Annotated in this window: 28 protein-coding genes, 2 tRNA genes and 2 pseudogenes; 22 read left to right on the forward strand and 10 right to left on the reverse strand. The window is 67.8% G+C overall.

What is annotated here, in order from left to right:
* The first annotated feature begins 138 nt into the window (after positions 1 to 138).
* From recF to gyrA, 4 genes are all read left to right on the forward strand, one after another.
* Positions 139 to 1,263: a DNA replication/repair protein RecF gene (gene recF, locus AMA02S_RS02375; RefSeq protein ID WP_067450756.1), complete on the forward strand. Its 1,125-nt coding sequence runs from the start codon at positions 139 to 141 to the stop codon at positions 1,261 to 1,263.
* A gap of 30 nt (positions 1,264 to 1,293) precedes the next feature.
* Positions 1,294 to 1,878: a DciA family protein gene (locus AMA02S_RS02380; RefSeq protein ID WP_067450759.1), complete on the forward strand. Its 585-nt coding sequence runs from the start codon at positions 1,294 to 1,296 to the stop codon at positions 1,876 to 1,878.
* Between the two features lie 418 nt (positions 1,879 to 2,296).
* Positions 2,297 to 4,246, forward strand: a complete 1,950-nt coding sequence (gene gyrB / locus AMA02S_RS02385) for a DNA topoisomerase (ATP-hydrolyzing) subunit B (RefSeq protein WP_084264447.1) — start codon at positions 2,297 to 2,299, stop codon at positions 4,244 to 4,246.
* A gap of 124 nt (positions 4,247 to 4,370) precedes the next feature.
* Positions 4,371 to 6,887, forward strand: a complete 2,517-nt coding sequence (gene gyrA, locus AMA02S_RS02390; RefSeq protein ID WP_067450765.1) for a DNA gyrase subunit A — start codon at positions 4,371 to 4,373, stop codon at positions 6,885 to 6,887.
* 17 nt (positions 6,888 to 6,904) lie between these two features.
* Here the strand turns inward: gyrA and AMA02S_RS02395 are convergent, their stop codons facing one another.
* Positions 6,905 to 7,852 (reverse strand): hypothetical protein, encoded by a 948-nt coding sequence (locus tag AMA02S_RS02395; protein ID WP_067450768.1) that lies wholly within the window; start codon positions 7,850 to 7,852, stop codon positions 6,905 to 6,907.
* On the opposite strand from AMA02S_RS02395, the gene AMA02S_RS41250 reads away from it, so the two are divergent.
* From AMA02S_RS41250 to AMA02S_RS02440, 12 genes and pseudogenes are all read left to right on the forward strand, one after another.
* Complete coding sequence (locus AMA02S_RS41250; protein ID WP_067450771.1) at positions 7,845 to 8,261, forward strand: DUF3566 domain-containing protein; 417 nt, start codon at positions 7,845 to 7,847, stop codon at positions 8,259 to 8,261. The genes AMA02S_RS02395 and AMA02S_RS41250 overlap by 8 nt on opposite strands.
* 163 nt (positions 8,262 to 8,424) lie before the next feature.
* Positions 8,425 to 8,498: transfer RNA gene (locus AMA02S_RS02405), tRNA-Ile, on the forward strand.
* A 1,046-nt stretch (positions 8,499 to 9,544) separates the two neighbouring features.
* A complete protein-coding gene (locus tag AMA02S_RS44870) occupies positions 9,545 to 9,784 on the forward strand; it encodes a Ca2+-dependent phosphoinositide-specific phospholipase C (RefSeq protein WP_369688368.1) in 240 nt (79 codons plus the stop codon).
* Positions 9,785 to 9,798: 14 nt separating this feature from the next.
* Positions 9,799 to 9,984, forward strand: a complete 186-nt coding sequence (locus AMA02S_RS41255; protein WP_157430328.1) for a hypothetical protein — start codon at positions 9,799 to 9,801, stop codon at positions 9,982 to 9,984.
* 190 nt (positions 9,985 to 10,174) lie between these two features.
* A complete protein-coding gene (locus tag AMA02S_RS39820; protein WP_084264451.1) occupies positions 10,175 to 10,381 on the forward strand; it encodes a hypothetical protein in 207 nt (68 codons plus the stop codon).
* 71 nt (positions 10,382 to 10,452) lie between these two features.
* Positions 10,453 to 11,159 (forward strand): annotated as a pseudogene (locus tag AMA02S_RS02410) (bleomycin resistance protein).
* A 246-nt stretch (positions 11,160 to 11,405) separates the two neighbouring features.
* Positions 11,406 to 11,954 (forward strand): NAD(P)H-dependent oxidoreductase, encoded by a 549-nt coding sequence (locus AMA02S_RS02415; protein WP_067450774.1) that lies wholly within the window; start codon positions 11,406 to 11,408, stop codon positions 11,952 to 11,954.
* Between the two features lie 10 nt (positions 11,955 to 11,964).
* Positions 11,965 to 12,552 carry a short chain dehydrogenase gene (locus AMA02S_RS02420; protein WP_067450777.1) on the forward strand — a complete coding sequence of 196 codons (588 nt, stop codon included), beginning with the start codon at positions 11,965 to 11,967 and terminating at the stop codon, positions 12,550 to 12,552.
* An 87-nt stretch (positions 12,553 to 12,639) separates the two neighbouring features.
* On the forward strand, positions 12,640 to 13,212 hold the full coding sequence (locus AMA02S_RS02425) for a TetR/AcrR family transcriptional regulator (protein WP_067450780.1): 573 nt from the start codon (positions 12,640 to 12,642) through the stop codon (positions 13,210 to 13,212).
* A gap of 845 nt (positions 13,213 to 14,057) precedes the next feature.
* A complete protein-coding gene (locus AMA02S_RS02430; protein WP_067450783.1) occupies positions 14,058 to 14,291 on the forward strand; it encodes a hypothetical protein in 234 nt (77 codons plus the stop codon).
* On the forward strand, positions 14,248 to 15,144 hold the full coding sequence (locus tag AMA02S_RS02435) for a helix-turn-helix transcriptional regulator (RefSeq protein WP_084264452.1): 897 nt from the start codon (positions 14,248 to 14,250) through the stop codon (positions 15,142 to 15,144). Before AMA02S_RS02430 ends, AMA02S_RS02435 begins: the two co-directional genes overlap by 44 nt.
* 73 nt (positions 15,145 to 15,217) lie before the next feature.
* Positions 15,218 to 16,162, forward strand: coding sequence for a DMT family transporter (locus AMA02S_RS02440; protein WP_067450789.1), 945 nt, complete (start codon positions 15,218 to 15,220; stop codon positions 16,160 to 16,162).
* Between the two features lie 171 nt (positions 16,163 to 16,333).
* Here AMA02S_RS02440 and AMA02S_RS02445 read toward each other — a convergent pair whose 3' ends face one another.
* From AMA02S_RS02445 to AMA02S_RS02455, 3 genes are all read right to left on the reverse strand, one after another.
* On the reverse strand, positions 16,334 to 18,127 hold the full coding sequence (locus AMA02S_RS02445) for a M64 family metallopeptidase (RefSeq protein WP_067450792.1): 1,794 nt from the start codon (positions 18,125 to 18,127) through the stop codon (positions 16,334 to 16,336).
* A 116-nt stretch (positions 18,128 to 18,243) separates the two neighbouring features.
* Positions 18,244 to 19,035, reverse strand: coding sequence for an SDR family NAD(P)-dependent oxidoreductase (locus AMA02S_RS02450; RefSeq protein ID WP_067450794.1), 792 nt, complete (start codon positions 19,033 to 19,035; stop codon positions 18,244 to 18,246).
* Positions 19,036 to 19,053: 18 nt separating this feature from the next.
* Positions 19,054 to 19,263 carry a hypothetical protein gene (locus tag AMA02S_RS02455; protein WP_067450797.1) on the reverse strand — a complete coding sequence of 70 codons (210 nt, stop codon included), beginning with the start codon at positions 19,261 to 19,263 and terminating at the stop codon, positions 19,054 to 19,056.
* A gap of 232 nt (positions 19,264 to 19,495) precedes the next feature.
* Here AMA02S_RS02455 and AMA02S_RS43360 point away from each other — a divergent pair, with 232 nt between their 5' ends.
* Positions 19,496 to 19,615, forward strand: a complete 120-nt coding sequence (locus AMA02S_RS43360) for a DLW-39 family protein (protein WP_211238580.1) — start codon at positions 19,496 to 19,498, stop codon at positions 19,613 to 19,615.
* A 57-nt stretch (positions 19,616 to 19,672) separates the two neighbouring features.
* Positions 19,673 to 20,398, forward strand: a complete 726-nt coding sequence (locus AMA02S_RS02460; RefSeq protein ID WP_218004818.1) for an HAD family hydrolase — start codon at positions 19,673 to 19,675, stop codon at positions 20,396 to 20,398.
* Positions 20,399 to 20,412: 14 nt separating this feature from the next.
* Here the strand turns inward: AMA02S_RS02460 and AMA02S_RS02465 are convergent, their stop codons facing one another.
* The 3 genes from AMA02S_RS02465 to AMA02S_RS02475 are packed head-to-tail and all read right to left on the reverse strand — an operon-like array spanning position 20,413 to position 21,652.
* Complete coding sequence (locus AMA02S_RS02465) at positions 20,413 to 20,721, reverse strand: hypothetical protein (protein WP_157430329.1); 309 nt, start codon at positions 20,719 to 20,721, stop codon at positions 20,413 to 20,415.
* Positions 20,718 to 21,425, reverse strand: coding sequence for a hypothetical protein (locus AMA02S_RS02470; protein WP_067450804.1), 708 nt, complete (start codon positions 21,423 to 21,425; stop codon positions 20,718 to 20,720). Before AMA02S_RS02470 ends, AMA02S_RS02465 begins: the two co-directional genes overlap by 4 nt.
* On the reverse strand, positions 21,413 to 21,652 hold the full coding sequence (locus AMA02S_RS02475; RefSeq protein ID WP_067450807.1) for a hypothetical protein: 240 nt from the start codon (positions 21,650 to 21,652) through the stop codon (positions 21,413 to 21,415). The genes AMA02S_RS02470 and AMA02S_RS02475 overlap by 13 nt, the downstream gene beginning before the upstream one ends.
* A 683-nt stretch (positions 21,653 to 22,335) precedes the next feature.
* On the opposite strand from AMA02S_RS02475, the gene AMA02S_RS02480 reads away from it, so the two are divergent.
* Positions 22,336 to 22,408: transfer RNA gene (locus tag AMA02S_RS02480), tRNA-Ala, on the forward strand.
* Positions 22,409 to 22,619: 211 nt separating this feature from the next.
* Here the strand turns inward: AMA02S_RS02480 and AMA02S_RS44875 are convergent.
* Positions 22,620 to 23,063: pseudogene (locus AMA02S_RS44875) on the reverse strand (site-specific integrase); the annotation flags it as partial.
* Here AMA02S_RS44875 and AMA02S_RS43220 point away from each other — a divergent pair.
* On the forward strand, positions 22,945 to 23,223 hold the full coding sequence (locus AMA02S_RS43220) for a mycothiol transferase (RefSeq protein ID WP_245667314.1): 279 nt from the start codon (positions 22,945 to 22,947) through the stop codon (positions 23,221 to 23,223). The pseudogene AMA02S_RS44875 and the gene AMA02S_RS43220 overlap by 119 nt on opposite strands.
* Positions 23,224 to 23,364: 141 nt before the next feature.
* Here the strand turns inward: AMA02S_RS43220 and AMA02S_RS02485 are convergent, their stop codons facing one another.
* Positions 23,365 to 23,718, reverse strand: a complete 354-nt coding sequence (locus AMA02S_RS02485; protein WP_067450810.1) for an SH3 domain-containing protein — start codon at positions 23,716 to 23,718, stop codon at positions 23,365 to 23,367.
* A 294-nt stretch (positions 23,719 to 24,012) separates the two neighbouring features.
* Between AMA02S_RS02485 and AMA02S_RS02490 the strand changes: the two genes are divergently transcribed.
* Positions 24,013 to 24,234, forward strand: a complete 222-nt coding sequence (locus AMA02S_RS02490) for a hypothetical protein (protein WP_157430330.1) — start codon at positions 24,013 to 24,015, stop codon at positions 24,232 to 24,234.
* Positions 24,235 to 24,240: 6 nt separating this feature from the next.
* A complete protein-coding gene (locus AMA02S_RS02495) occupies positions 24,241 to 24,762 on the forward strand; it encodes a protein-tyrosine phosphatase family protein (protein WP_067450816.1) in 522 nt (173 codons plus the stop codon).
* Here AMA02S_RS02495 and AMA02S_RS02500 read toward each other — a convergent pair.
* On the reverse strand, positions 24,744 to 25,682 hold the full coding sequence (locus tag AMA02S_RS02500) for a PrsW family intramembrane metalloprotease (protein WP_067450817.1): 939 nt from the start codon (positions 25,680 to 25,682) through the stop codon (positions 24,744 to 24,746). The two genes, AMA02S_RS02495 and AMA02S_RS02500, sit on opposite strands and share 19 nt — an antisense overlap.
* Positions 25,683 to 25,719: the final 37 nt, after the last annotated feature.

Here is a 25,719-nt window from a genome sequence, read left to right on the forward strand (position 1 = left end):
ATCCCGAGAGTTATCCACAGGCGTGGATGAGTTATCCCCCTGCCCGCCAGAGCGTCCGGCGTTGATGGCGAAGGCCGGTCGTGCGGGCGGGGGGTGTGTGGGACGACAGAGTGGCGGGAGGCTCTACGCTCGTGTTTCGTGCACGTCGCCCATCTCTCCCTCCAGGACTACCGCTCGTACGCCACTGCCGAGGTCGCGATCGAGCCGGGGGTGACCGCGTTCGTGGGCCCCAACGGGCAGGGCAAGACGAACCTGGTCGAGGCCATCGGCTACGTCGCCACGCATGGGAGCCACCGGGCGGCCACTGACGCGCCTCTCGTCCGGTACGGCGCGCCGCGTGCGATCGTCCGGGCCGGAGTGGTGAAGGACGACCGCAAGGCTCTGATCGAGCTTGAGATCAACCCCGGGAAGGCGAACCGGGCCCGGCTCAACCGCTCCCCTATCCCCAGGCCGCGCGAGATCCTGGGGATGCTGCGGACCGTCCTGTTCGCCCCGGAAGACCTCACACTGGTGAAGGGCGATCCGGGGGAGCGACGGCGGTTCATGGACGAACTGCTGACGGCGCGCGCCCCGCGTTTCGCAGGCGTGAGGTCCGACTACGATCGCGTTCTCAAGCAGCGCAACGCCCTGCTGAAGTCAGCGGCGGCACACAGGCGCTCCCCCGGTCCCGAAGTCCTTGCCACGCTGGACGTGTGGGACTCCCACCTTGCCCGTACGGGCTCCGAGTTGCTGGCCGCACGCTTGGATCTGGTGGCGGCGCTCCGTCCTCTTGTCGCGCGCGCGTATGCGGCCCTTGCGCCCGCCAGTAGCGCTGTGGACCTTCACTACAGAAGCTCCTTGAGCGATAAAGAGTTGTCCACAGACCGTGGACAACTGGCCGAGCAGATGCTCGCGGCTGTGGCCGAATCCCGTAAGCAGGAACTTGAGCGTGGCGTCAGCCTTGTGGGTCCACACCGGGACGAGCTCGTCTTGCGGCTGGGGGAGTTGCCCGCTCGCGGCTATGCCAGCCATGGCGAGTCGTGGTCGTTCGCGCTCGGACTCCGGCTCGGCGCGTTCGACCTGCTCCGCGCGGACGGTGACGACCCCGTCCTGATCTTGGACGATGTGTTCGCCGAGCTGGACGTCGGCCGCCGCAGCCGTCTCGCGGAGATGGTCGTGCCGGCCGAGCAGGTGCTGATCACGGCGGCCGTTCCGGCGGATGTTCCGGCGGAACTGACCGGGGGCTCGTATACCGTCTCGGACGGTCAGGTCGTTCGCGACTGAGCCGGTCCCCGCCTGGGAGGAGAGGGCACAATGCCGGACGATCCACAGGATGTGCATAACTCCCCCGAACCCAGGGATCCCGGCGACCAAACCGGCCCCCCGAACCCCGAGACCCCTGCGACCTCGGCAGAAGAACCAGGGACGACACCGGCCAAGTCGGGGATCGAACTGGCCCGCGAAGCGCTCGCTCAGGCGAAGGCGGACGCGCTCAAGCGCGGCACACTCCCCGGGCAGAGCGGTAAGCGCAAGCAGACGAAACTCGTCCGTGTCCCGCAGCCCGGACGTGGGGGCGATCCCAAGCTGTTCAGTACCGCGATCCGTGAACTCCTGGCCGCGCGTGGGTGGGAGCAGCGAGCGGCCGTGGGGGGCGTGTTCGGGAACTGGGCGGGGATCGTCGGCCCCGAACTCGCCGAGCACACCCGTCCGGAACACTTCGAGGAAGGCGTGCTGACCGTCGCGGCCGATTCCACTACCTGGGCGACGCAGTTGCGTCTCCTGTCGTCCACGCTCGTCCGGCGCCTGAACGAGGAACTTGGTCACGGCACCGTCAGCAGGGTCAAGGTGATCGGTCCCTCTTCTGGACCACGCCGTAAGGGTGCCTGGCGTGTCCGCTGAGCCCGCGGATGGCTCCGCTCGGCTTTGGCTGACACGCCGTCCGGAACGACTTGGCAGAGCCGAAACGTTGTTGCTCGGTGTGACGGGATGTCAGTGGCAGGTGGGAACATCTGTTCGGGACACCAGGTGACGAGTTCAGCAGCGAGCGCGCCGTAGGCTAGAGAACCCCCCTGGGGCTATGGGGGGATGTATCTCCAGGTCCGTTAAGCCGCCACACGCGCACACAGAGCCCGTGAGTGCCACTTTTCGCCGCGTGACCCGGTAGAATGTTTGTGGGTTCAGGATGCTGCGCCGCCATGGGTCGCCCAGGGCTCTACCGCACACGTACAGAGCACGAGGGCGCCCCTATGTGTGTTACGGGGCACACCGCGCTCCCTCGGGCGCGGGGCGGCCGTCATCCCCGGCAGGAGGATCTCCTTTGGCGTACGACGCTAGTTCGATCACTGTTCTTGAAGGGCTTGAGGCCGTTCGCAAGCGCCCGGGCATGTACATCGGGTCGACCGGTGAGCGTGGCCTCCACCACCTCGTCTACGAGATCGTGGACAACGCGGTGGACGAGGCCCTGGCCGGCTACGCCGACGACATCGTGGTGACGCTGATGGCGGACGGCGGTGTCAGCGTGCTCGACAACGGCCGCGGCATCCCGGTGGGCGAGCACCCTGTGGAGAAGCGGCCCGCCATCGAGCTGGTGCTGACCACTTTGCACGCGGGCGGCAAGTTCGACGGCAAGTCCTACGCCGTGTCCGGTGGCCTGCACGGTGTCGGCTCCGCGGTGGTGAACGCGCTATCCACCCGGCTGGAGGCCGAGGTACGGGTCGACGGTCACGTGTGGCGCCAGTCGTACACCTGGCAGGGGCCCGAGACGGAGTTGCGCAAGGGTGAGGAGACCAGCGAGACCGGTACCCGCATCACCTTCTGGCCCGACCCCGACATCTTTGAGACCCTTGAGTGGAACTTCGAGACCCTCTCCCGGCGCATGCAGGAGATGGCGTTCCTCAACCGTGGTTTGTCGATCACGCTGCAGGACGAGCGCCCTGAGCACAGCGCCGACGAGGAAGACGGCTCCCCGCATGTGGTGAAGTACCACTACGAGGGCGGCATCGAAGACTTCGTCCGCTACATCAACGCGCGCAAGGACGCCGCGCACGAGTCGGTGATCTACTTCGGCGACGACACCGACGGCATGTCGGTGGAGATCGCCATGCAGTGGAACTCGTCCTACGCCGAGTCCGTCCACACCTTCGCCAACACGATCAACACGGCGGAGGGCGGCACCCACGAGGAGGGGTTCCGCGCGGCGCTGACCACGATCGTCAACCGCTACGCCCGCGACAAGGGGCTGCTGCGCGACAAGGACGACAACCTCACCGGCGAGGACGTCCGCGAGGGTCTCACCGCGATCATCTCGATCAAGCTGGCCGATCCGCAGTTCGAAGGCCAGACCAAGACCAAGCTCGGCAACACCGAGGCCAAGTCGTTCGTGCAGAAGGCGTGCAACGAGCACCTGCGCGACTGGTTCGAGGAGAACCCCGGCGAGGCCAAGGAGATCATCAACAAGGCGTCGCAGGCGGCGCGGGCCCGGGTGGCGGCGCGGCAGGCCCGCGACCTGACCCGGCGCAAGAGCCTGCTGGAGTCGACGTCCCTGCCGGGCAAGCTGTCGGACTGCCAGTCCACCGACCCGTCCAGGTCAGAGCTGTACATCGTCGAGGGCGACTCGGCGGGCGGCTCGGCCAAGGGCGGCCGGGACCCGCACTTCCAGGCGATCCTTCCGATCCGCGGCAAGATCCTGAACGTGGAGAAGGCCAGGATCGACAAGATCCTGAAGAACAACGAGGTGCAGGCGATCATCACCGCCCTCGGCACCGGCGTGCACGATGAGTTCGATCTCGCCCGGCTGCGCTATCACAAGATCATCCTGATGTCGGACGCGGACGTCGACGGCCACCACATCAACACGCTGCTGCTGACCCTGCTGTTCCGGTTCATGAAGCCGCTGATCGAGGCCGGGCACGTCTACCTGTCCCAGCCCCCGCTCTACAAGATCAAGTGGGACGCGCGGGGCTCGGAGGCCGACTACGCCTACTCCGACGCGGAGCGGGACGCGATCATCGAGGCGGGCATCGCGGCCGGCAAGCGCGACCCCCGTCCCCGCGACCTCATCCAGCGCTTCAAGGGTCTCGGCGAGATGAACGCCAACGAGCTGTGGGACACCACGATGGACCCCGACAACCGGGTCCTGCTGCAGGTGCAGCTCGACGACGCCGCTCAGGCGGACGAACTGTTCAGTGTGCTCATGGGCGAGGAGGTCGAACCCCGCCGGGAGTTCATCCAGCGCAACGCCAAGGACGTGCGCTTCCTCGACATCTGAGGTACGGGCCCGGGCCGGCCGTGGGGCGCCCGGGCGCGGGGCCGGGCACGGGGCCCGGGTCCCGTCGGCCTGACTCCCGCAGGCGACCGTACTTCCTTCCCATCAAGCAGAAGAGGTCTTGAGAGTGACGGACGTGACCACAGAGGGTGGACACCCGGGCGAGCGGATCGAACCGGTCGACATCCAGGTCGAGATGCAGAAGAGCTATCTCGACTACGCGATGTCGGTCATCGTCGCGCGCGCGCTGCCCGAGGTTCGCGACGGCCTCAAGCCGGTGCACCGCCGCGTCCTGTACGCGATGTACGACGGCGGGTACCGGCCCGACCGCGGGTACTTCAAGTGCGCGCGCGTCGTCGGCGACGTCATGGGGAACTACCACCCGCACGGCGACTCCGCGATCTACGACGCCCTCGTCCGGCTGGCGCAGCCCTGGTCCATGCGCTACCCGCTCGTGGACGGCAACGGGAACTTCGGTTCGCGGGGCAACGACCCGGCCGCCGCCATGCGGTACACCGAGTGCCGCATGGCGCCCCTGGCGATGGAGCTGCTCCGCGACATCGACAAGGAGACCGTCGACTTCTCCCCCAACTACGACGGCCGCTCGCAGGAGCCCGACGTCCTCCCGTCGCGCTACCCCAACCTGCTGGTGAACGGCTCGGCCGGCATCGCCGTCGGCATGGCCACCAACATCCCGCCGCACAACCTGCGCGAGGTCGCCGAGGGCGTCCAGTGGTTCCTGGCGAACTACGGCGCGTCCGACGAGGAACTCCTCGAAGCGCTGATCGAGCGTGTCAAGGGGCCCGACTTCCCGACCGCCGGCCTCATCGTCGGGCGCAAGGGCATCGAGGAGGCGTACCGGACGGGCCGCGGCTCCATCACCATGCGGGCCGTCGTCGAGGTCGAGGAGATCCAGGGCCGCACCTGCCTCGTCGTCACCGAGCTGCCGTACCAGGTCAACCCCGACAACCTCGCCCTCAAGATCGCTGAACTGGTCAAGGACGGCAAGCTCGACGGCGTCGCCGACGTCCGCGACGAGACGTCCGGACGGACCGGCCAGCGACTGGTGATCGTCCTCAAGCGGGACGCCGTCGCCAAGGTCGTCTTGAACAACCTGTACAAGCACACCCAGCTCCAGGAGACGTTCGGCGCGAACATGCTCGCGCTGGTCGACGGCGTGCCGCGCACCCTGCGCATCGACCAGTTCGTCCGGTACTGGGTCGCGCACCAGATCGACGTCATCGTCCGCCGCACCCGGTTCCTGCTCCGCAAGGCCGAGGAGCGCGCCCACATCCTGCGCGCCCTGCTCAAGGCGCTGGACCGCATCGACGAGGTCATCGCGCTCATCCGGCGGTCGCCGTCCGCCCAGGAGGCGCAGCGGGGCCTGATGAGCCTGCTGGAGATCGACGAGATCCAGGCGCAGGCCATCCTCGACATGCAGCTGCGCAAGCTCGCCGCCCTGGAGCGGCAGCAGATCACAGACGAGTACGACAAGCTCATGGCGGAGATCGCCGACTACAACGACATCCTCGGCTCGCCTGAGCGGCAGCGCCGGATCGTCGGCGATGAGCTCGCCCCGATCGTCGAGAAGTACGGCGACGACCGGCGCACCGAGATCATCCCGTTCGACGGCGATGTGTCGTACGAGGACCTCATCGCCGAAGAGGACGTCGTCGTCACCATCACCCGCGGCGGCTACGCCAAGCGCACCAGGACGGACCTGTACCGCGCGCAGCGCCGCGGTGGCAAGGGGATCCGCGGTGCGCAGCTCAAGCAGGACGACATCGTCGACCAGTTCTTCGTCACCACGACGCACCACTGGATCCTGTTCTTCACCAACAAGGGCCGCGTGTACCGCGCCAAGGCGTACGAGTTGCCGGACGCGGGCCGCGACTCGCGTGGCCAGCACGTCGCCAACCTGCTGGCCTTCCAGCCGGACGAGCACATCGCCCAGGTCATGGACCTGCGCGACTACGAGGTCGCGCCGTACCTCGTCCTCGCCACCAAGCGCGGGCGCGTCAAGAAGACCGCGCTGCGCGACTTCGACTCGCCGCGCACCGGCGGGATCATCGCGATCAACCTGGTCGATGACGACGAGGTCATCGCGGCCCGTCTCGTCTCGTCCGAGGACGACCTGCTGATGGTCTCCACCGGCGCGCAGGCCATCCGCTTCCGCGCCGACGACGAATCGCTCCGCCCGATGGGGCGCGCCACGTCCGGTGTCATCGGCATGCGGTTCGAGGAAGACCAGGAAGTGCTCAACATGCTGGTCGTGCAGGATTCGTCACAGAATGTCCTGATTGCCACGGAGGGTGGCTATGCCAAGCGCACGGCCGCTGACCAGTACCCCCGCCAGGGTCGTGGGGGTAAGGGGGTCCTCACCGCTAAGATCGTGCAGACTCGCGGCAGGTTGGTAGGGGCCCTGATGGTCGGCCAGGACGACGAGGTGTTCGCGATGACGTCCAACGGGGGGGTCATCCGCACCACTGCAGCGGAGATCAAGCAGTCGGGCAGGCAGACCATGGGCGTTCGCCTGATGAATCTCGCCGACGGGGACAGCGTGGTCGCCATCGCGAGGAACGTAGAGTCCATGGTGGACGCAGAGGACGCAGACGCCGAGGGCGAGGGGAGCGACGTTGAGTGATGCCGCGCCCAACCTCGTCACCGAGCCGGTAGGCCAGGAGGACACGTGAGCACGGAGCCCGGCAAAAGCAAAGGCGGGTCCGGCGCAGGCCGGAAGGGACCCGCCGGGCGATCCGGCGGCAAACCAGGTAAGACCGTCGCCGCCGCTTCCGCCAAGCCAGGCCGGGACGAGGCGACCGTCGACATCACCTCCGCGGACGAGACCAGGACCGACCTCGCCAAGGTCGGGGAGGAGTCCGAGACGGACGCCGACGCGCCCGAGATCGCCCCGGTCGAGGACACCGTCGAGCCTCCCTCCGACTCGAAACCGTCGTCGGAGGTACCGGCTCCCTCGGCTGCTCCGGGCTCGTCGGGCTCCACGGAGGTCCTGGGCGCCGGAGGGGCAGACGACTCCATCGCGCCGGTCAGCCCGTCGAGTCCACCGGCCGCCTCGGCGTCCGGTGACGCCTCGAAGGGCACCTCGGGAACGTCGAGCACTCCCGGCTCCCGCTCGTCCGGCTCCTTCGCCACGTCCTCAAGCTCCCCAAGCTCCTCTGGCTCTTCGCGTTCATCCGGCTCCGCCGGAACACCTGGTTCGTCCAGCTCCTCCTCAGGCTCCGCAAACCCGTCCAGCCCGTCCAGTTCCCCGGGCCCGTCCGGTCTGCCGGCCTCGTCCAGTTCCCCGGGCTCCTCTGGCCTGCCGGCCTCACCCGGCTCGTCTGGCTCGTCCCCAGGCTCCTCGACGCCGTCCACAGGCTCGCCTGTCCCCTCCCGGGGCCCGTCGGGCTGGACGAAGCCCTCCGAGCCGTCCGGCTCGGTGTCCAGGGACCGCACCGAGAAGCGGAGCAGGCCGTTCGGCCGTCGCGACACGTCCGCGGCGGGCCCGGCCTCCGGCAACTCCTCGGGATCGGCGAAGTCCAGGGTTTCGAGCTTTGCCGGAACTGTCCTGAAGGACCGTCCCGCCCCTGCGACGACCCCCGTGAACACATCCGGCGACAAGACCCCCGCGAACGCCAAGCCGGCGCGCAAGGCGCAGCTCCAACTGGCCAGGCTCGAACCGTGGTCGGTGATGAAGTTCAGCTTCGTGATGTCGGTGGTCTGCTTCGTCGTCCTGCTGGTCGCCGTCACCGTCCTGTACATGATCCTTGCCGGCCTCGGCGTGTTCGACGCGATCAGCGACACGATCAACAGCCTCACCAAGCAGCAGGGGGAGACCACCGGCGGCGTCGACGCCGGCAGCTGGTTCTCGTTCTTCCGCGTCTTCGGCTACACGGTCCTGGTGGGCGCGCTGAACGTCCTGCTCATCACCGCTCTTTCGACGGTCGGCTCCGTCATCTACAACCTGGCTGCCGATCTCGTGGGCGGCGTCGAGGTCACGCTCAAGGAGGCCGAGTAGCGCCTCCCCGCACTGTCCCTCGCCGCCGTCCGGGGACGCTCCCGGGCCGGCGGTGCTGACCAGTGGATCCTTGTCGTGAACGCATGTCGCAGCCGCCCTAATCGATTTCCGGTTGCCGCACCAGATGGGGTAATCTCTCGTTGCGTCGCCAGGGCGGCAGTACGGGCCTATAGCTCAGTCGGTTAGAGCGCATCCCTGATAAGGATGAGGCCGGAGGTTCAAGTCCTCCTAGGCCCACCCAGCTCAGAGCCCTCATCGGATCACCGATGGGGGCTTTGTTCATGTTTTTCCAGAGCATCGTGAACCATCGGTCGTTGTAGTCACCGGTCTTTCCGCTTTCGCACCAGCCCCTGTCCCACTCGGACGCTGCGCTTCGAACGGTTCTGGATCTCGCTGCGTCCGCCCGTCCGTCCCCCCCGGGTCATCTGTATCGCCAGTGCGTGCGGTGCTGACGTGCGGGAGAAGCGCACCGATCCTTGTCCGGCCGGTCACGAACCGAACCCGAGCCGTGGACAACGGACGACGTTCGGCCACGGTCAAAACTCGTCGTGCCCGAACGGACGACGTTCGGCCATGGCCGGAGGTCGTCATGCCCGGCGGACCGGGCCATCGGATGTGGGCCGGCCCGGTGACGAGCCCACGTCCGGGGCCGGTCGCGTCGGCTGCGGCTCATCGTCGCTACGTTGGTGACGATCGGCTACGTCGTCGCCGCGACTTCCGCCCTACCTCCACGACGTCGATCCCGCGATCTCGGCGTCACCGTGCAGCGTCGGTGTGGGCTGTGGATGACGGTGGAAGGATCGGCCATCCTGGGGACCACCCTGCGGACAAGGTGGGGACGAGGTGGGGACGAGGCTTTCCCCAAGGCTGTGCAGTTCGTTGTCCACAGGCTGTGGATGGGTGAAGTCGAACTCCAAAACTGTCTTCCCGACCAGCGTTAATGGGTGTTCTCCCTGGAGAGCGCGATGAAGGCGATCAGTGGACAACGACGGGACGCCTTTCGCTCACAGCTGGGGACGAGAGTTATCCACAGGCTTGGGACGGACGGGTTATTCGACCGCGGTTCATGCCACTCATCGCACTGCGTCAGCCGATGATCATGGACTGGATCAAACTCCGAGGCGTTCCCGACCCGCGTTTCCCTTGAGGATCTGGTACGACGCCGTCTTCTCGCCCTCACAGCTCTCACGACCACCGTGCTGCGGCCGCGCTCGCCGGTACCCACTCCGCCCAAGCGGTGGGCGGGGTTGGCAAGGGCCGGGTGCGACTCAATGCGTTCGCGCATGCGTCGCTGCCGCCGCAGTTCTCGGCCCAGCGCGTCGCAGCATCGAGCTGGACGTCTTTCCCGGGCCGATCACGACTGCGGCACCTCATGTTCCACGCTGAGCACGTGCCTACAGCAGGCCCGTGCCTGGTCGGATACTCATCGCGGGCACGTGCCGCTTCCGATGCTGCTCGGAGTTCAAGTCCGCCGATCCCGCCATGGAGAAGCTCGGTGGACCGCGGAGCCCGTGCTGGGATGATCCGCTGATGGAAGTTGGACGCCGAGATCCGTGCCGCGATCGGCGACGGCAAGATCCTCAAGCCGGACGACCTTCCCCGTGATCGGCATGGCGGCCCGCTGTGGCCGCGACTATGTCGCCCAACTGCCCGGAACCGATCCGGCACGGTGCAATCCTGTGAACGCATCTCGGTCCTGCCGCTCAACCAACCTGAAGGGTGAGAAAGCGGTGGCCTGTTCGATCGCCACTATGCCTTTATCCACAATCTGTGGATAGCGCTAGGGTGGGCCCCACCCTAGTGATCACCAGGCCGCGAGACGGTGGGATCAAGGATATGGATCTCCCCACGTCCGGAACCCGCACGATAAAGATCATTATGGGACGCTCGTCGCCGCGGCTCTGATCGCCGGAATGACCCACGCCTCATGCCTCATCGTCCCGTCCGGTGGCCGCTGGACGGGTGAACGACGCGTCCCCGTCCGCGGAAAGGTGGACGGTCGCCTGGGGGTGGCCGCGCAGGCGCCGATAGCGGGAGACGAGGACTCGGGGCCGAACTGGTCGCAGCAGGGGTTCGCCGATCAATCGCTACGGCAGGTGTGGCTTGACCGTCCCGCCTGATCGACCCGTCGGCTCTACCCGAGTGATAATTCAAATTTGACTACCCATGTACAGCGGCCTACTCTGGGGGCGTGGGAGAGACGACGATTCCGATCTTTCCGTGCCGCTCGATCGACGAGACCTGGGAGTTCTACCGGGCGCTGGGTTTTGAGCAGGCCAGCCGGCAGACCCGTCCGAACCCGTATCTCTCGATCCGCCGCGGAACCATCGAGCTGCAGTTCTACGGCTGGAAGAAACACGACCCGGCCGCGTCCATGCACATGTGCTACATCATGACCACCGACGTCGACACGCTCTACGAATCATTCCGTAGTGGTCTGAAGGAGGCTCTGGGACGAGTCCCGACGCGCGGCCTGCCCAGGGTGAGTGTCCTGAAGGACATGTCATACGGGGTGCGGCAGTTCCTCGTCACCGACCCCGATGGTGTTCAGCTCCGCATCGGTCAACCGATCGCTAATGGCGAGTTGCCGATTCAAAGGAACCAGTCGCCAGAACCCTCCACATGGCAACACTCCTGGGCTACTCGAAGGAAGACCACCGGGCGGCCGCGAGAATCCTCGATCATCTGCTCGCCTCCGACGAGCCGCTCACTCCATCAGACCGGTTGAGGGCCCTCGTCCTGCGCGCTGACATGGCCTGTCACCTGGAGGAATGGACACACGCACGCGACCTGGTCGCCCAGGCCCGCACTATCACCCTCCCTGACCCTGCCGAGATGAAAGACGAACTCCTCCGTTTGGAGGATCTGGCCGCCGGACTCGCCGAACCGCCTCCGTAGCCCACGCGATGTGGTGCAGGACGGGCGTGCTCGTCCGGCCTGCTCCGGATCGAGACGAGTGTGGCCTCAGGGGGGTGTCCCCGGCTCGCCTGCTCTCCAGTTCGGCGGCTGTCTCGGTGAAGCCTCCAGGCCGTCCGTTGACATGGCCGAGATGCGCACTGCTCTTGACTAGACAGAACTGTCTGTCTAGTGTCGGAGGATTGGTAGACAGACTTGTCTGTCTACCTCATCTCTCCGAGGAGTGACATGACGCGCACCCTGGTCGTCCTAGCCCACCCCGATCTCGACGCCTCGCGGGTCAACGCCGCGCTGGCCACCGGAATCCGTGATCTGCCGGACGTCACCGTCCATGACCTCTACGCCGCCTATGCGGACTTCCGCATCGATGTGCCGTACGAGCAACGACTGTTGACGGAGCACGATCGGGTGATCCTGCAGTTCCCCTTCTACTGGTACTCGGTCCCGCCGCTGCTGAAGAAGTGGCTGGACGAGGTCTTCGAGCGCGGTTGGGCCTACGGCTCGGGCGGCGACGCGCTCCACGGCAAGCGGCTGCGACTCGCCACCACAGTGGGAGGTGGCGAGAAGCTCTACCAGCCGGCCGGCCTCAACCGGTTCCCCGTGACCGACCTGCTGCTGCCATGGGACGCGACCGCGAATCTCACCGGCATGAGCTACGAGCCGCCGTTCATCGTGCACGGCGCCTCGTCCATCACCGATGAGGAACTCGCCGAGCAGGTACGCCTCTACCGCCGTTTGCTGACCGCCGCGAGCCTCAGGCCCGCGGCTCTGGTTTAGGAGGATCGACATGAAGATCGTCGTCATCGGCGCGACCGGCACCATCGGCACCGCGGTCGTGGGGCTGCTCGGAAAGATGCACGAGGTCGTCCAGGTCTCCCGGAAGGGCCCGGTACGCGTCGATCTGGCCGACCCGGCATCGATCGACGCACTGTTCACGACCGTCCGCGACATCAACGCGGTCGTGTGCTGCGCGGCGAGCGTGGCGCTCGCCCCACTGGACTCGGATACCGACGTCGCTGCCGGTCTGCAAGGCAAGCTCTTGGGGCAGGTACATCTTGTACGGCAGGCACTGAACCATCTCCGGGACGGTGGCTCGATCACGCTGACCAGCGGTGTCTTTGATCGTCCGATGCGTGGCGCCTCGTTCGGCGCGCTGACCAACGCGGGCCTGGAGGCGTTCGTGCGTGCCGCGGCGATCGAGATGCCGCGCGGACTCCGGGTGAACGTCGTCAGCCCCGGTTGGGTTGCGGAGACGCTGGACATCCTGGGCCGTGACGCCGCCGACGGTACGCCCGCCGCCGACGTCGCGCTCGCCTACGCCGAGGCGGTCGAAGGTAGTGCCCAAGGCCGGACTCTCAGCCCGAAGCGCACCTGAGTTGCCCGCGGTCAGCAGGGTGCTCCGCGGCTGACCAGACCGACAGGTCTGTCTGTACGATGGGCGGCAGCTGGGAGGAGCCGTCCGATGACCACGAAGACGCGCGAGCCGGCCCGCGACCGGATCATGCGGAGCGCGACCGACCTCTTCTACGCCCACGGCATCCGCGGCGTCGGCATCGATCGCATCATCGCGGAATCGGGCGTGGCGAAGGCGACCCTCTACGCGCACTTCCGATCCAAGGACGACCTGGTCCTGGCGTTCCTGCGGCAGGCCGACGAGAAGTGGCAGGCGATGCTGCGCGAGGCGGCGGCCGCCGTGGGAGACGATCCGCGCGAGCAGTTGGTAGGGCTGTACGACGCCGTCGAGATGGCAAGCGATGACCACGGCCGGTACCGGGGCTGCGCGTTCATCAACACGGCGGGCGAGTCGCTGCCCGGCACGCCCGTCCACGAGGCCACCGTCAAGCACAAGCGAGCCGTCCGTGACTGGGTGGGCGAGCTTGCCGCCGCCGCCGGTGCCCCTGATCCGGAGCTCCTGGCACGCCAGCTGACCATCCTCCTTGACGGCGTGATGTCGGCCGCGGCTGTGGAGCCGGTGCCGGAGATCGTCCCGGCCGCCCGCGAGGCGGCGCGCGCCATCGTGGACCGCTCCTTCTGATCCTTGCGCCCGAGCCGGCGCCCTCGCGGTGTGGCGCCGGTTGGTCGGCTCGTGCCCCTCCGCGATCAGCGCTTCTGTAGCTGTCCACAGGATGTGCCTGGGGATGCGCATGGGGATTTCCGGTGGGTCGAGCCGTCCACCGCCGCGGCGGGGTTGTGGAGGCGCACTGCCCACAGGGTGTGAACGGGCTGTGCACGGATGGGCGCAGTGAGGTGCATCGTTGCTGCTCAGAAGCTTTTCCACGACGTGGATAAGCGGACTCGATGACAGGGCGTGCCTGGGGAAGAATGGTGGACAGTGTTCTCGGGCGCGATACCCAGGCTGTGCACCGAAGTTATCCACAGGTTGTGGATCGTCTGCTCGGCCGCTCGACGGTGTGCGAGTGTGAGACCAGCAGGGGCCGAGCTGGTCGAAATCCCTGTTGCCTGGGGATTTCCGTGTGGATCCCCCTGCCTTCCCGCCTGCTCCTGGGGTCGGGCGGATGTGGGCAGGGTTGCCCCCAGCCTGTGGATAAGTGCGAAGGCTCTTTCGTCGCGGAGGTGTGCCCGGCGCCCGCTGACGGGCGCTGGAGGGTCCGAAAGGACGAGAACGGCCGGGAACCTCCAAGGGTGAGGATGAGGGAGGTGGTGTTTTCGGTTGGTCTGGACATGGCCAGTTCGGTGCGACTCAATGTCGGGATGAAGTCGAGTGCGTTCATCGCCGCGCCACGCCCGGGATGGACGGCCCGGCCCGCCTACGATGGGCCGGGTCTGGTGTGAGGGCCTTCGAGAGCGGGCCCGGAAGAGCTGTCGACCGGCCTCCGACCTGCGAACACCAGTTCGAATGCGTGCTAGGCTCGCGGACTTATGGGCCACCTTCTGAACGAGCCCGTCCTGGCCGAGCAGGACCCGACCGGACGGCTCACCGCGTACGAATGGCGTGGGTCGCGCTACGCCGTCGACGAGGTACTCAAGACCTACGGGTCGTCCCAGGACGGCCGGGTCTACCGGGTCCGCGTCACGGGCGCCGAGGGCGTGGCCGTCGCGGAGCTCGGTCGTGACGAGGACCGATGGCGGCTCCGGCACATCTTCTCCGCCTGATCGCCCCGCCGCGCACGGGGATCGGGCCCTCTGGACGCGGGTGGAGGGGATCCAGGGCGCGTCGCTCGACCTGCTGAACGCGCGTTTCGGACGGCAGCACTACGCGCCGCACACGCATGACGAGTTCGCCATCGGCGTGTGCGTCGACGGCCTGGAGACCATGCGGTACCGCGGCGAGAGGCTGTACTCCGCCGCAGGCAGTGTCGTCGTGATCGAGCCCGGAGAGGCACATACGGGTGGGCCGGCGGGCCCGGATGGCTTCGCCTACGTCGCGTTGTATCCGAGCATTGAGCTGCTGGGCGGGATTTCGGGATCGACGGAGGCACACTTCCGTCACCCCGTCATCGAGGACCCGCGCCTGGGTGCGGCGCTCCGGCTGGCCCATGACGCGCTGCGGCTCGGCAAGGATCCCTTGGAAGGCGAGAACCGGCTGCTCGGGGTGCTCGGCACCCTCGTCCGGCGGCATGCCGTGAAGGGTTCGCGCCCCGCCGAGCGTGCACGGGCCGATGCCGGACGAATCGCCCGGACGGTGGCGACACGTCTCGCCGACGAACTCATCGACCCGCCGACGCTCGCCGAGATGGCGGCCGACCTTGAGCTGTCCCGCTACCAGCTGCTGCGCGCGTTCCGTGACGCCATGGGAATGCCGCCGTACGCGTGGCTCGCGCAGCACCGGGTGACGCGCGCGCGGGGGTTGCTGGACACGGGATACCGGCCCGCCGAAGCGGCGCCCCTCGTCGGGTTCGCGGACCAGGCGCACCTCACCCGCTGGTTCCGGCGCGTCCTCGGCGTCACCCCGGGCGCGTACCGCAACAGCGTTCAAGACAGCGTCCTCCGCCGACCTGCACTCTGAGCTGGTGCCCGCCCGCGTCGTGGCCGGGCCCCGTCCGCCGGGCAGGGCGGAGAGAACCCGAACGGAGGACGTGGTGAGTCGCCGCGGCTGGGTGCTGTTCGCGCTGATGAGCGTGCTGTGGGGGATTCCCTATCTCATGATCAAAGTGGCGGTCGAGGGCGTCTCGGTGCCCGTGCTCGTCTTCGCGCGGACCGCGCTCGGCGCCGTCCTGCTGCTGCCACTGGCGATACGCGCGGGGGGCCTCGACGTCGTCCGCCGGCACTGGCGTCCGCTGCTGGCGTTCGCGGCGCTGGAGATCCTCGGACCGTGGGCGCTGCTGTCGGACGCCGAGCATCGCCTGACCAGCTCCATGACCGGCCTGCTGATCGCCGCCGTCCCCATCATCGGAGTACTGCTGGCGAGGCTCACCGGGGACGCCGAGCGTCTCGGCCCGGTGCGATGGGCGGGGCTGCTGATCGGGCTGGTCGGCGTCGGGGTCCTCGCCGGACCGCACCTCGGCGGCGGCAACGCGTGGGCGCTCGGTGAGGTCATGCTGGTCGCGCTCGGATACGCGACGGCGCCGCTCATCGCGACCCGGCGACTCCAGGACCTGCCGAGCCTGCACCTCGCCGCTTCGTCGCTCGCCCTGGCGGCGGTCGTCTACGTGGTCCCGGCGGCCGCGACGTGGCCCGACGAACTGCCGAGCGGGCGCGTTCTCGCCGCACTGGCCGGGCTCGGGGTGGTGTGCACGGCGCTGGCGTTCCTGCTGTTCTTCGAGCTCATCCGGGAGGTCGGCATATCGAGGGCCATGGTCTTCACGTATGTGAACCCGGCGGTGGCCGTCGCCGCCGGCGTCCTCTTCCTGGACGAGCCGCTCACCACGACGATCATCGTCTCGTTCGCGCTGATCCTCTGCGGCTCGGTCCTCGCCACCGCCCGCCGCGCGCCCGCCGAACCCGCCGCCGTCCCGGAGACCCCGGCCACCACCCCCGGCACATCGACCGAGACGACCGCGCCCACCTCCGAACCAGCCCCATAGCGAGCCTTCGACCACAGTGCCATTGGCTTGACCGGGGTGGTGTTGACCGGGGCGGGGTGTTGACCGGGGCGGGGTGTTGACCGGGGTGGTGTTGAGCGCGGTGCCGTTAATGCACAGCCGTGGCGGGCCGCCTGTCTCCGGTGAGGGGAACGGCGGCCCGCCGGGACGAGGTCAGCGGAGGGTGACGATGAACTTGTCGGCATCGCCGATGTTTCCCGCCGGGTCTATCGCGCGGTACTCCACGGTGTGCCGGCCCTTGCCGAGCTTGCCGTAGGTGAGGCTGTCGATCACCGTGCCGGTGTCGCTGAAGCGCCAGGGATCAGCCGAATCGGTCGGCCAGCCGAAGTAGTTGAACCAGCCGTCGCCGTCCACACGGAACTCTGAGACGACCACGCCCGGACGGTCGTCCGCGCCGGTCAGCCGCATGGTGAACGGACCGTCGAAGACATACTCGGGTGTGTGTCCCGCGCGCGCTTGCGTGGCCTTGGAGAGCTCGTATTTCACGGTCGGTCGGTGTGCGTCGATCGTCCAGGTGCGGCTGTTGGAGCCGATCCGCGCGACGAGCTGGTGCGTGCCGTCGGACAGGTGGAGGCGCCGCAGATCGATGTCGCGTTCACCGCCGCGTACGCGGCGCCCGTCAAGCTCCCACCGGATCCTGGGGACGGTGCTTACCGGATGTGTGGTCTCGGCATAGACGACGCTCTGCGCGCCCACCGGCTGATCGGTGGGCGTAGTAGACGAGAAGTCGGCGGGCACGTCCGACGGTGGTGTCTTTACGCTGGTGTCCACATCCCAGGTGCGCGTCTGGGTGAGGGCAGCGGACGACCGTATGGCGGGGTCGCGGACGAAGCTGGTCGGGTCGGTGACCGTCGCCGTGACCTTGTGGGTGCCCTTCTTCAGATGGATCTCGGAGAGGTCCAGGTTGGGACCACGGGCACCCTCACGGATGGTCTTCCCATCGACCGTCCACGTGACGGACAGCTGATGACTGGCCGGATGCATGGTCTCCAACCACAGAACCTGGTCAGCGCCCACCGGCTTGTCCGTGAGGGTCTGCGTCTGGATGAGGTTGACCTTGGCGGAGATGCGCTCGGTCATCCGTTCACGCGAGACCTGGTCGAAGTAGTAGCCGAGCGTCTTCATCATGGAGTGCTGGCTCGGCCTCCACACGCCCTTGCTGTTGTAGAGCCCGCCTTCGTAGCGACCGATCGTCCCACCTGATTCACTGCGTTCGCCTAGCCAGCGCCACCACTTCTTCTTCTGCGCCTTCATCTCCTGCTCGGTGTGAAGAGTGTGGTGGATGGAGTCGGGTTCCGGTCCGGTGTAGGTCCCGCCGGGTACGCCACGTTGGTAGTAGTCGTACTCATCGTCCAACCCACCGAGTGAGTGGCCGAGTTCGTGGGGGGCGATGAGCGCCGACATCGCGTTGCCGCCGGAGGCCGTCGCGTAGGTGCCGCCTGCGCCGCCGTAGGTGTCGCTGTTGGCAAGGGCAAGGATCTGCCGGTTCGCGAGAGTCGCCCCGGGCACGAGGTCCGCGTAGGTCTTGGCCGCGTCGGAGTCCATGACGAGGAGGCGCTGGACGCCGTCCTGCCGGCAGCCGCTCCAGAACGCCATGCTCAACGGAGTCTTGCGGCGCGGCGATGACAGCTGCGGGTCGCAGCTCACTCCCGACTCGCCTGAGGGGATCTCGACCGCGTACACGTTGATGTAGCTGCGGTACGACTTGAACGGCTCGATCGTCCACAGGTCGTTCAGATGCTTGGCAAGGTGCGTGCGGAACTTCGGCATGTCCGTCGCCGTGTAGCCGTCACCCATGATCACCAGGTTGAAGCGCTTGGACGCGTCGCCGGTGATCTGGATCGGCACCACCTTCGCGTCCGGCGGGGCCGCCTGCGCGGGCGCCGCCGTCAGGGGCAGGACGGCCGCGGCCATCACCCCGATCACGCCTGCCTGAGCTCTCAACATGCACGGACCTCCTCGCGAGCACGCACGGCGGGCGGGGTAGGCCCGGGGAGACGGCGTGCCCGGCTCGTCCCGCTGATCAAGCGGGACCCCCGTGTATCGCGGGATGATCCTCCGTGTCAACGCTTGTCGCGCTGTCCGGCTGCCAGCCTGCCGGAAACCTTGTGGCCGCCGGTGCGCCGCTGGACGGCGGCCGACAGCGCCGGGGCGGTGCCACTGAGCAGCGCGCCGAGGCGCAGGCCGAGGGGCGCGACGTCGATCTCGGCGAGGTTCCTGTCGATTGCCCGGATTGTCGCTCTCGCCACGTCTCGCGGGGTTCGGGTGCCGATGCCGCGGGGCAGTGTGACGCCCGCGTCCGCGAACATGCCCGCGTCCCGGATGAACCCGGGGAACACCGTCGACACGCCGACACCGTGCGGACGCAGGTCCTCACGCAGCGCCAGCGCGAAACCCCGCAGCCCGAACTTCGTCGCGTTGTACAGAGACGCTTGCCCGGACGCCGCCTTCCCCGACAGCGACGAGACGAAGACCAGATGACCGCGGCCACGATCGGCCATTCTCTCGCCCGCGAGCTTCGCCATCACGATCGGCGCGCGCAGGTTCACGTCCAGAGCCCGGTCGATCTCCCCGATCGAGAAGCTCGACAGCAGCCCGGAGGCGGGGAGCGCGGCGTTCGCGAGGAGTACGTCCACATCGCCCGCTTCGTCCAGCAGGCCCTCGACGGCGTCGCGGTCGGCCAGGTCGGCCGCGACGACCCTGCCGCCGAGCCGTTCGGCCAGCGGCTCCAGCACCTCCACCCGCCGGCCGGTCAGCACGACCCGCGCGCCGCGCGCCGCGAGCGCCGTCGCCAGCGCCTGGCCGATCCCTCCGGAGGCACCTGTCAGCAGGACGTTCGCTCCGCGCAACTCCATGGCGCAGATGATGACGGATCACATCCCGATCCGCCACAGCAACAGGATGATCGACGACAGCACCAGCCCCGCCGTCCCCAGCGGCACCTCGCCCAGCGCGATCATCGCGGTGCAGCCGGTCGCGGTCAGGCCCGCCACCACCACCATCCCGCGCCCGCCGGCCGCCTCGTCGTCCGGCGGGCCGGAATCGAGTTCGCGCTCCCAGAGCCCGAAGTCGTCCTCTGCCATCGGCACTCCCGAAGGTCGTCACCGGATTATCCGGCCATCTCGGCGTCCCGACGAGGTGGCGGTGGCGTGACACCCTCCGCACCCCACGAATTGGACGTCTAATCCGATAACGGTGACCTGGTGCGGATCGGCCGTCAACGGTTGCTAGGCTGCGGAGAGCCTGGGGGGAGCAGACTGTGATCCATCACATTCCCGGGTTTGGCTTCATAACCGAGGTGAAGGGGTCCCCACCGTGAAGAAGCTACTCATCCTTGCTGTCGTCGCCCTCGGTGGCTTCGCCGTCTGGCGCCGCCTCCAGCAGGACCGTGCCGAGCTCGACCTGTGGACCGAGGCCACGTCGTCCGACAGCTGAGACGCCGGCGATAGTCCCGCGGAGAGCGGACGTCCGAACTTCGAGGGAGGCCCCGGCGTGAGCGAAGCAGAGCCGATCACCATCGCCTGCCTCGATCTCGCCGGGACCACTGTCGCCGACGGTGACCTGGTCGAGACCGCCTTCGCCGAGGCGATCGCCGCCCTGGGGATCGCCTCCGGTACGGCGGCGCACGAGCGCTCCATGGCCCGCGTCCGCGAGTCGCGTGGCGGCTCCAAGATCGAAATCTTCCGCTCGCTCTTCGACGAGGCCCGCGCCCAGGCCGCGAACCTGGCGTTCCAACAATCCTACGACCAGCTCGTCGACCGGCATGGTCTCCGACCCGTACCCGGCGCCGACCGCGCCATCGAGCGCATCCGCGGCGCCGGCGTCCGCGTGTGCCTGCTCACCGGGTTCGCCCGCAGCACCCAGGCCCGCATCCTGGACACCCTCGGCTGGTGGGACCGAGCCGACCTCACCCTGTGCCCCGAGGACGTCGCCCGCGGCCGGCCCTGGCCCGATCTCGTCCTGACCGCCGCACTCCGGCTCGGCGCCGACGACGTCCGCCACATCGCCGTCTGCGGCGACACCGCGAACGACATGCGGACCGGACGCCGCTCCGGCGCGTCCATCGTCGCGGGGGTCCTCACCGGCGCCCATGACCGGCCCCGCCTGCTCGCCGCCGGCGCCACCCACGTCCTGCCCAGCGTCGCCGCGTTCCCCGACCTCATCCTCGCCGGTGCCCCCGCACCCCTCGACAAGGCCCTGACCGCCGACCACGGCTGACCCCGCATCGTTGATCAGCGAGGGAGTTCGCGGACGTTCCGCCTGCCTGCCTCCCTGTTCTTGGCCTCGGGCACCATGGCGAGCCGCCGCCAGGCGGTCGCCCACCGCTGGAGATCCTCGTCCGTCCCGCCAAGGGCTCGGACGAGGGCTTCCACATGCCCGAGTTTGCTGGGCATCGTCGCGCTGGTCAGCACGTTCCTGAAGGTCGAGTAGGAGATCTTCTTGTCGCTACGGCGCTCCAACTCCCGATAACTCGGGTTGCCCGCCCAGATCCGGTAGGCGCGCATCGTGTCGGCGAACATCGCCTTGGTGTTCGCCATCATCGGGTCCGGCTGCAGGGGCTTTCGGGTCTCGGGAAGGCAGGCACCCGGGAGATCCGGGATGGGATGACGGCGGGAGCCGCGAAGGGCGAGCCGAGCGACGGGGCATCGTGAGGCTCGCGTACATCCTTCCGACCACTACCGTCCCGCTCATCCGCATGGGGCGTCGTTTGCGACGCGACGGACGGCAGGGAGGGCGCCGAGATGTCCGTCTGGTGCGCCCTGGAGGGTCGATGCGGCCCCAGGCCCCGGGTGACGCCGCGCCGCCGATGGTCCAGCCCCCGCAGACGCTGGGCGAGCAACTCGTCCTCCTCGTGCAACTCGGCGAGCCGATTGAAGAGCTGCCGCGCAGTGGTGATCTTGTCGATGGCCTGGCTGGCCCGGCACAGCATGAGGATCTGCTGGATATGCGCCCAGACCGCCTGCCCCGGCTGGTAGCCGCCGGCCAATAACCGCCAGACCTCCTGGACGGGAACGGACGCGACGGACGCGATGACGCCGATCCCGTCGGCGCCGCTCAACCGGTCCAGCTCGTACTGCACCGACGCGCTGATCAGCAGGCCGAGCTCGGCCTTGGTCTGAAGGATCTTCTCCTGGACGACACGGCGGCGGGCTCGGGTCGCGGCTTCCGTGAGGGTCTCGATCTGGAAGCGCCAGTACTCCACGGAATCCTGCTGTTCGACCGTCCGCGCCTTCACCTTCCCCATCCGGCGCCTCCCGGACCCTCGCCGCCGATCAGCCGCCGCAGCGCTTCGGCGCCGCCCACCATCATGAGTGTGGCTGCCGCGGCCTCCCGCGGCGGCACACCCCGGCCGCTCAGCGCCAGGAAAACGGTGAGGAACATTCCCACCGCCCCCAGCCAGATCAGGTCGCGGCCCGGATCGCCGTTGTGGGGGTCACCCTCGTATGGGCTGAGGGACCGAAGAGAGGTCATGATCTTTCTCCAATGCCTGTGGAATTGAACCACCGTGCTACGGGCGGGAACGTGATCGAAGGCGCGCGCGAGTGGAAGATCGCGTTGCTGTAACCGGCCTTCAAGCGCTCATAGTGCACGATCGGGCCCGTCGCGTCACGTGAATCCCGGAAAGACCCGCCGTATAAGACGGCTGGTCATATGGTTTCAATTCCGGAAGAGAAAGGTCGTGTCAAGGTGTTCAAGAACGTTGATGAATGATGCACGATGATTTCCGAAGTGGTGACTTCGACCCGCCGCGGATCTAATAATCCGCGGGACGTCTGAAGGCGGCCCGGCAAGGTCCGATGCTTGTTCCTGTGCTACGGGCGGGCGAGGACTGAACACGGGCGGGTGCATGTGGAAGTGCCCCCGCCGTCCAGACGGGGCCGAGGGAAAGATCCCTCGGCCCTGCTCTCCGTCCGGAACCACGACGCCGACGGGCGGACCTCATGAAGCCAAGGACGTGCCGCGCCTGGTAGCCCGCCTGCGAACCGCACTGAGGCGGACGTGAGGGCAAGGAGCCCCGGCGGTCAGCCGGCGGATTTGAGCCGACGACGAATAGCGGCCGGGCCGGGCCGGAAAGCCTACGCTCCGTCTACGGTGTACGATCGACACCGGTCGTGCCGGTCTGACGTCGCCGCAGGTAGACAGCAGGTTGCCGAGGGGCCTTAGCTCAGTTGGTAGAGCACCGGCTTTGCAAGCCGGGTGTCAGGGGTTCGAATCCCCTAGGCTCCACCCACCAAGAAGCCCAGCTCAGAACCGATGTTCCGAGCTGGGCCCTCGATCTCTTCTTCCGCTTCCGTGCCCGTTGCGTGCCCGATCGCTTCTTACCCCTGAGTTCGGCCTTGGCCATCGCACTCAAGGTGTCCGCGATCTCCCGGTGCCGCTCGTCCGTGGCGTGGAGGTAGATCATGGCCGCGCGATCGCTCGCGTGACCCATGCGTTCCTTGAGTTCCGGAAGCGTCGCACCCGCGATCGCGGCGGGCGTGTTCCCCGTGTGCCTGAGATCGTGGAAGCGCACACCCTCGAATCCAGCCTTGTCCAAGGCGCGGATCCAGTTGCGACGGAAGTTCGCCCGTCGTAGCAGCGCCCCTTTGCCTCCGACGAAGATCAGGCCCTCGTCACCGTCTTGAGCGAACGCCTTGACGTGTGCTCTCAGCTCAGGGAGCACGATTGCCGGAATCGCCGTCCGCACGCCCGCCTCAGTCTTAGGAGGCCCGAAGTGGAGAGGCTTGCCGGTCACCTCCACAAGTGTCCGCTCGACCCGCACCGTGCCGGCCTTGAGGTCCACGTCCTTGTGCCGGAGTGCAACAGCCTCGCCCCATCGGAGGTTCGCGAAGGTCGCCAGCAGGACGAGTGCCCGGTACCGAGAGTCGATGGCGTTCGCCAGGGCCGACGGTGGGCTGGATAGGCTGGCCGAGCGTAGCTGGCCGGACTGCAGGAGGCCCAGTCTGCGTTGGATCCTGCTCCACCTGGTCGAGGAGTACGCGCGGCACAACGGTCACGCCGATCTTCTTCGGGAGTCGGTGGACGGGCTCACCGGCGAGTGACCGGGATGTGACCGCCGGAGGCTCAAGTGGGCGAATTGCCATTGTCGTGATCGGGTGTCAAGTAGTCACCTGGGATCGCTGCCAAGAAGCCCAGCTCGGGACTGACGTTCCGAGCTGGGTTTCTTGGTTGTCACGGCAGTATTAGCAGTGGTGCACCCTGCCCTTGATGATCTTGATGTAGCGGCCCGAAACCCATTCCGGAGTGCTGATTCCCAGCCGGTACCACTTGCGGACGCCCTTCACAGACTGCCCGTAGGCCCAGCATTTGATGTCGACGACCTGGCCCGGGCGGAGTGAACCGAGGCGCTGCGAATGGGTGGTGGGCTTGGCGCGAATCGTCAGCCGGCTACGGGAGGTCACCTTTCCCTTGGCGTAGGCATCGGTGACAGGCGCGGCCACTGTGGGCACCTGTGCGGACTTGAGCTGGACCGAGTCCGCCAGTGCGGTCGACGTGCCGGCGGTTCCGGCGGCAACGGCCGCCATGATGACGATCACTGCTTTGCGGTGTTGTTTCACAAATATCCCCCGAATGAAGCGGAGCTTCTCTGATGAACTGACTAAAAGTCCCAGGAAGCCCGATGTTCGGCTTCAGCGATACCCTTCCCGGCGCCTGGCAATACGTCGTGCTGGTCCGGTTCGCGACGAGCGGCTCGTGACGTGCGGTCAACGGCGCTGACCACGCCCTCGGATGTTCCGGCCGTGGAGGCGGGTCGCGCCGTCTTGGACGATCGAGGGCGCTTCGGGGTGTTCTCTGGCGGTTCGGGCGAGTACCGCGCCTACACTCCCGATATGGAGATCGCGGGCGCGTGGCGCATGATCGTTGCCGAGGCGGTCGGCCCGCCGCAGGTGCGCGACATGGTCGCGGGTGGACGGGGCGTTCCGCGCGGGATGTCCAGGATGGCAGCACGTGAGGGTGTGTCCCCCACGCTGCGCGGAGCGGGGGCGGTGGACGACATGGTCACGACGCTGGCGCGGGAGATCGATCGGCGGGCGCCGGTCGTGTGGGGGTAGCCGTCCGTGCGAACTAGGGGCAGGGGCGCGCCGGACGCGGACGCGCCGTGGAATGAGATCGTCCCCGGGCTGTGGATGGGCGGTCACTACTACCGGGACGCGGGTGGTGAGCGCGCGCCCGCCATCGTCACCGACGAGTTCGACGTGGTCATCAGCCTCTACCGGCGGGAAGGGCACGGGCCGGCGGGGCACGTTGAGCATCATTGTGCGGACATGCCCGACGCGCTGCTCTCGTCCGACCAGTTGGAGACGGTGTGCCAGCTGGCGGAGACGGCGGTGGGGGCGCTGCGGCGGGGACTGCGGGTGCTGGTCCGGTGCCAGTCGGGCTACAACCGATCGGGTCTGGTCGTCGCTCAGGGGCTCATGGGGATGGGCTATTCGGCGGACGACGCCGTCTACATCATCAGGTATCGCAGGTCGAAGTGGGCGCTGAACAATCAGGTGTTCGTCGACTACCTCACGACGGGGTTGGACGTGGCGCGGTTGCTGGCCGGGCTTGACGCCCTCTCTCAGGACGACCCCGGATAGGAGGCGCCCGGTACGCCGGGCGCCGGGACGGGTGGGCGCGGCGTGACGCGGGAGCGGTCCGTCAGTACGCGCAGCCACAGCAGCGCCACCGCAGAGATCACGATGAGGCCCGCCCAGTTCATCACCGTGATGAGGTGTCCCTGGGCGTTGGTGGCGCGGGGCAGGTAGCCGTGGTCGAGGAGCTGGTACTGCCAGGGCGTTCCCGTCAGGAAGAGGGTGAGCGCGATGGCGATGCCGTGCATGGAGTCCCAGAGGGCGTGGAGGACGGATACGCCGAGGTAGGTCAGGACGACGCCGCCCGTGAGGCGCCAATGGCTGCGGGACGCGGCGAACAGCACGCCGCCGATGATTGCCGTCCAGAGCCCGTGGCCGAGCGGGCTGAGCAGGCCGCGCAGGATCTCCGTCTCCACCATCGAGCGGACGCTGATGCCCTGGACGGTGAACAGCGCGTTGAACGCGTATCCGGAGGATTCGAACGCCGCGAAACCGAAGCCGACCGTCGCGCCGAGGACGAGACCGTCCCGCATGGTCCGAACCCGCATCTGTCGGGCGACGAAGACGAGCGCGGCCATCTTGACCGCCTCCTCGATGAGCCCGACACCGAAGTACATCCACAGCGACGGGTGCAGTAGGTAGCGTTCCAGCACGGATGCGCCGAGCACGCCGAGGACGCCGCCGACGACGAACCCCCTGAACAGCAGCGGGACGGTGATCGCCCCAGAGGTGCCGTGCTCGTAGGCCCAGACGACGAAGGTGACCGGCACCAGGAAGCTGCCCAACAGGACGATCGTCGGCAGCAGGTTGGAGTTGGCCGTCGCGACGGTGACCAGGACCGTCGCGGCCCACAGGGCCAGTCCGCTCAGCAGGACCTTGAGCCAGGGGCGCGGCTTGCGGGCCATGTGCGCCCTAGATGTAACCATTCGTCCTCCTCGCCGATGATCGTTACCCGGGCGTCTC

Origin of the sequence: Actinomadura macra NBRC 14102 (assembly GCF_001552215.1) — a bacterium.
GTDB classification, from domain to species: Bacteria; Actinomycetota; Actinomycetes; order Streptosporangiales; family Streptosporangiaceae; genus Spirillospora; species Spirillospora macra.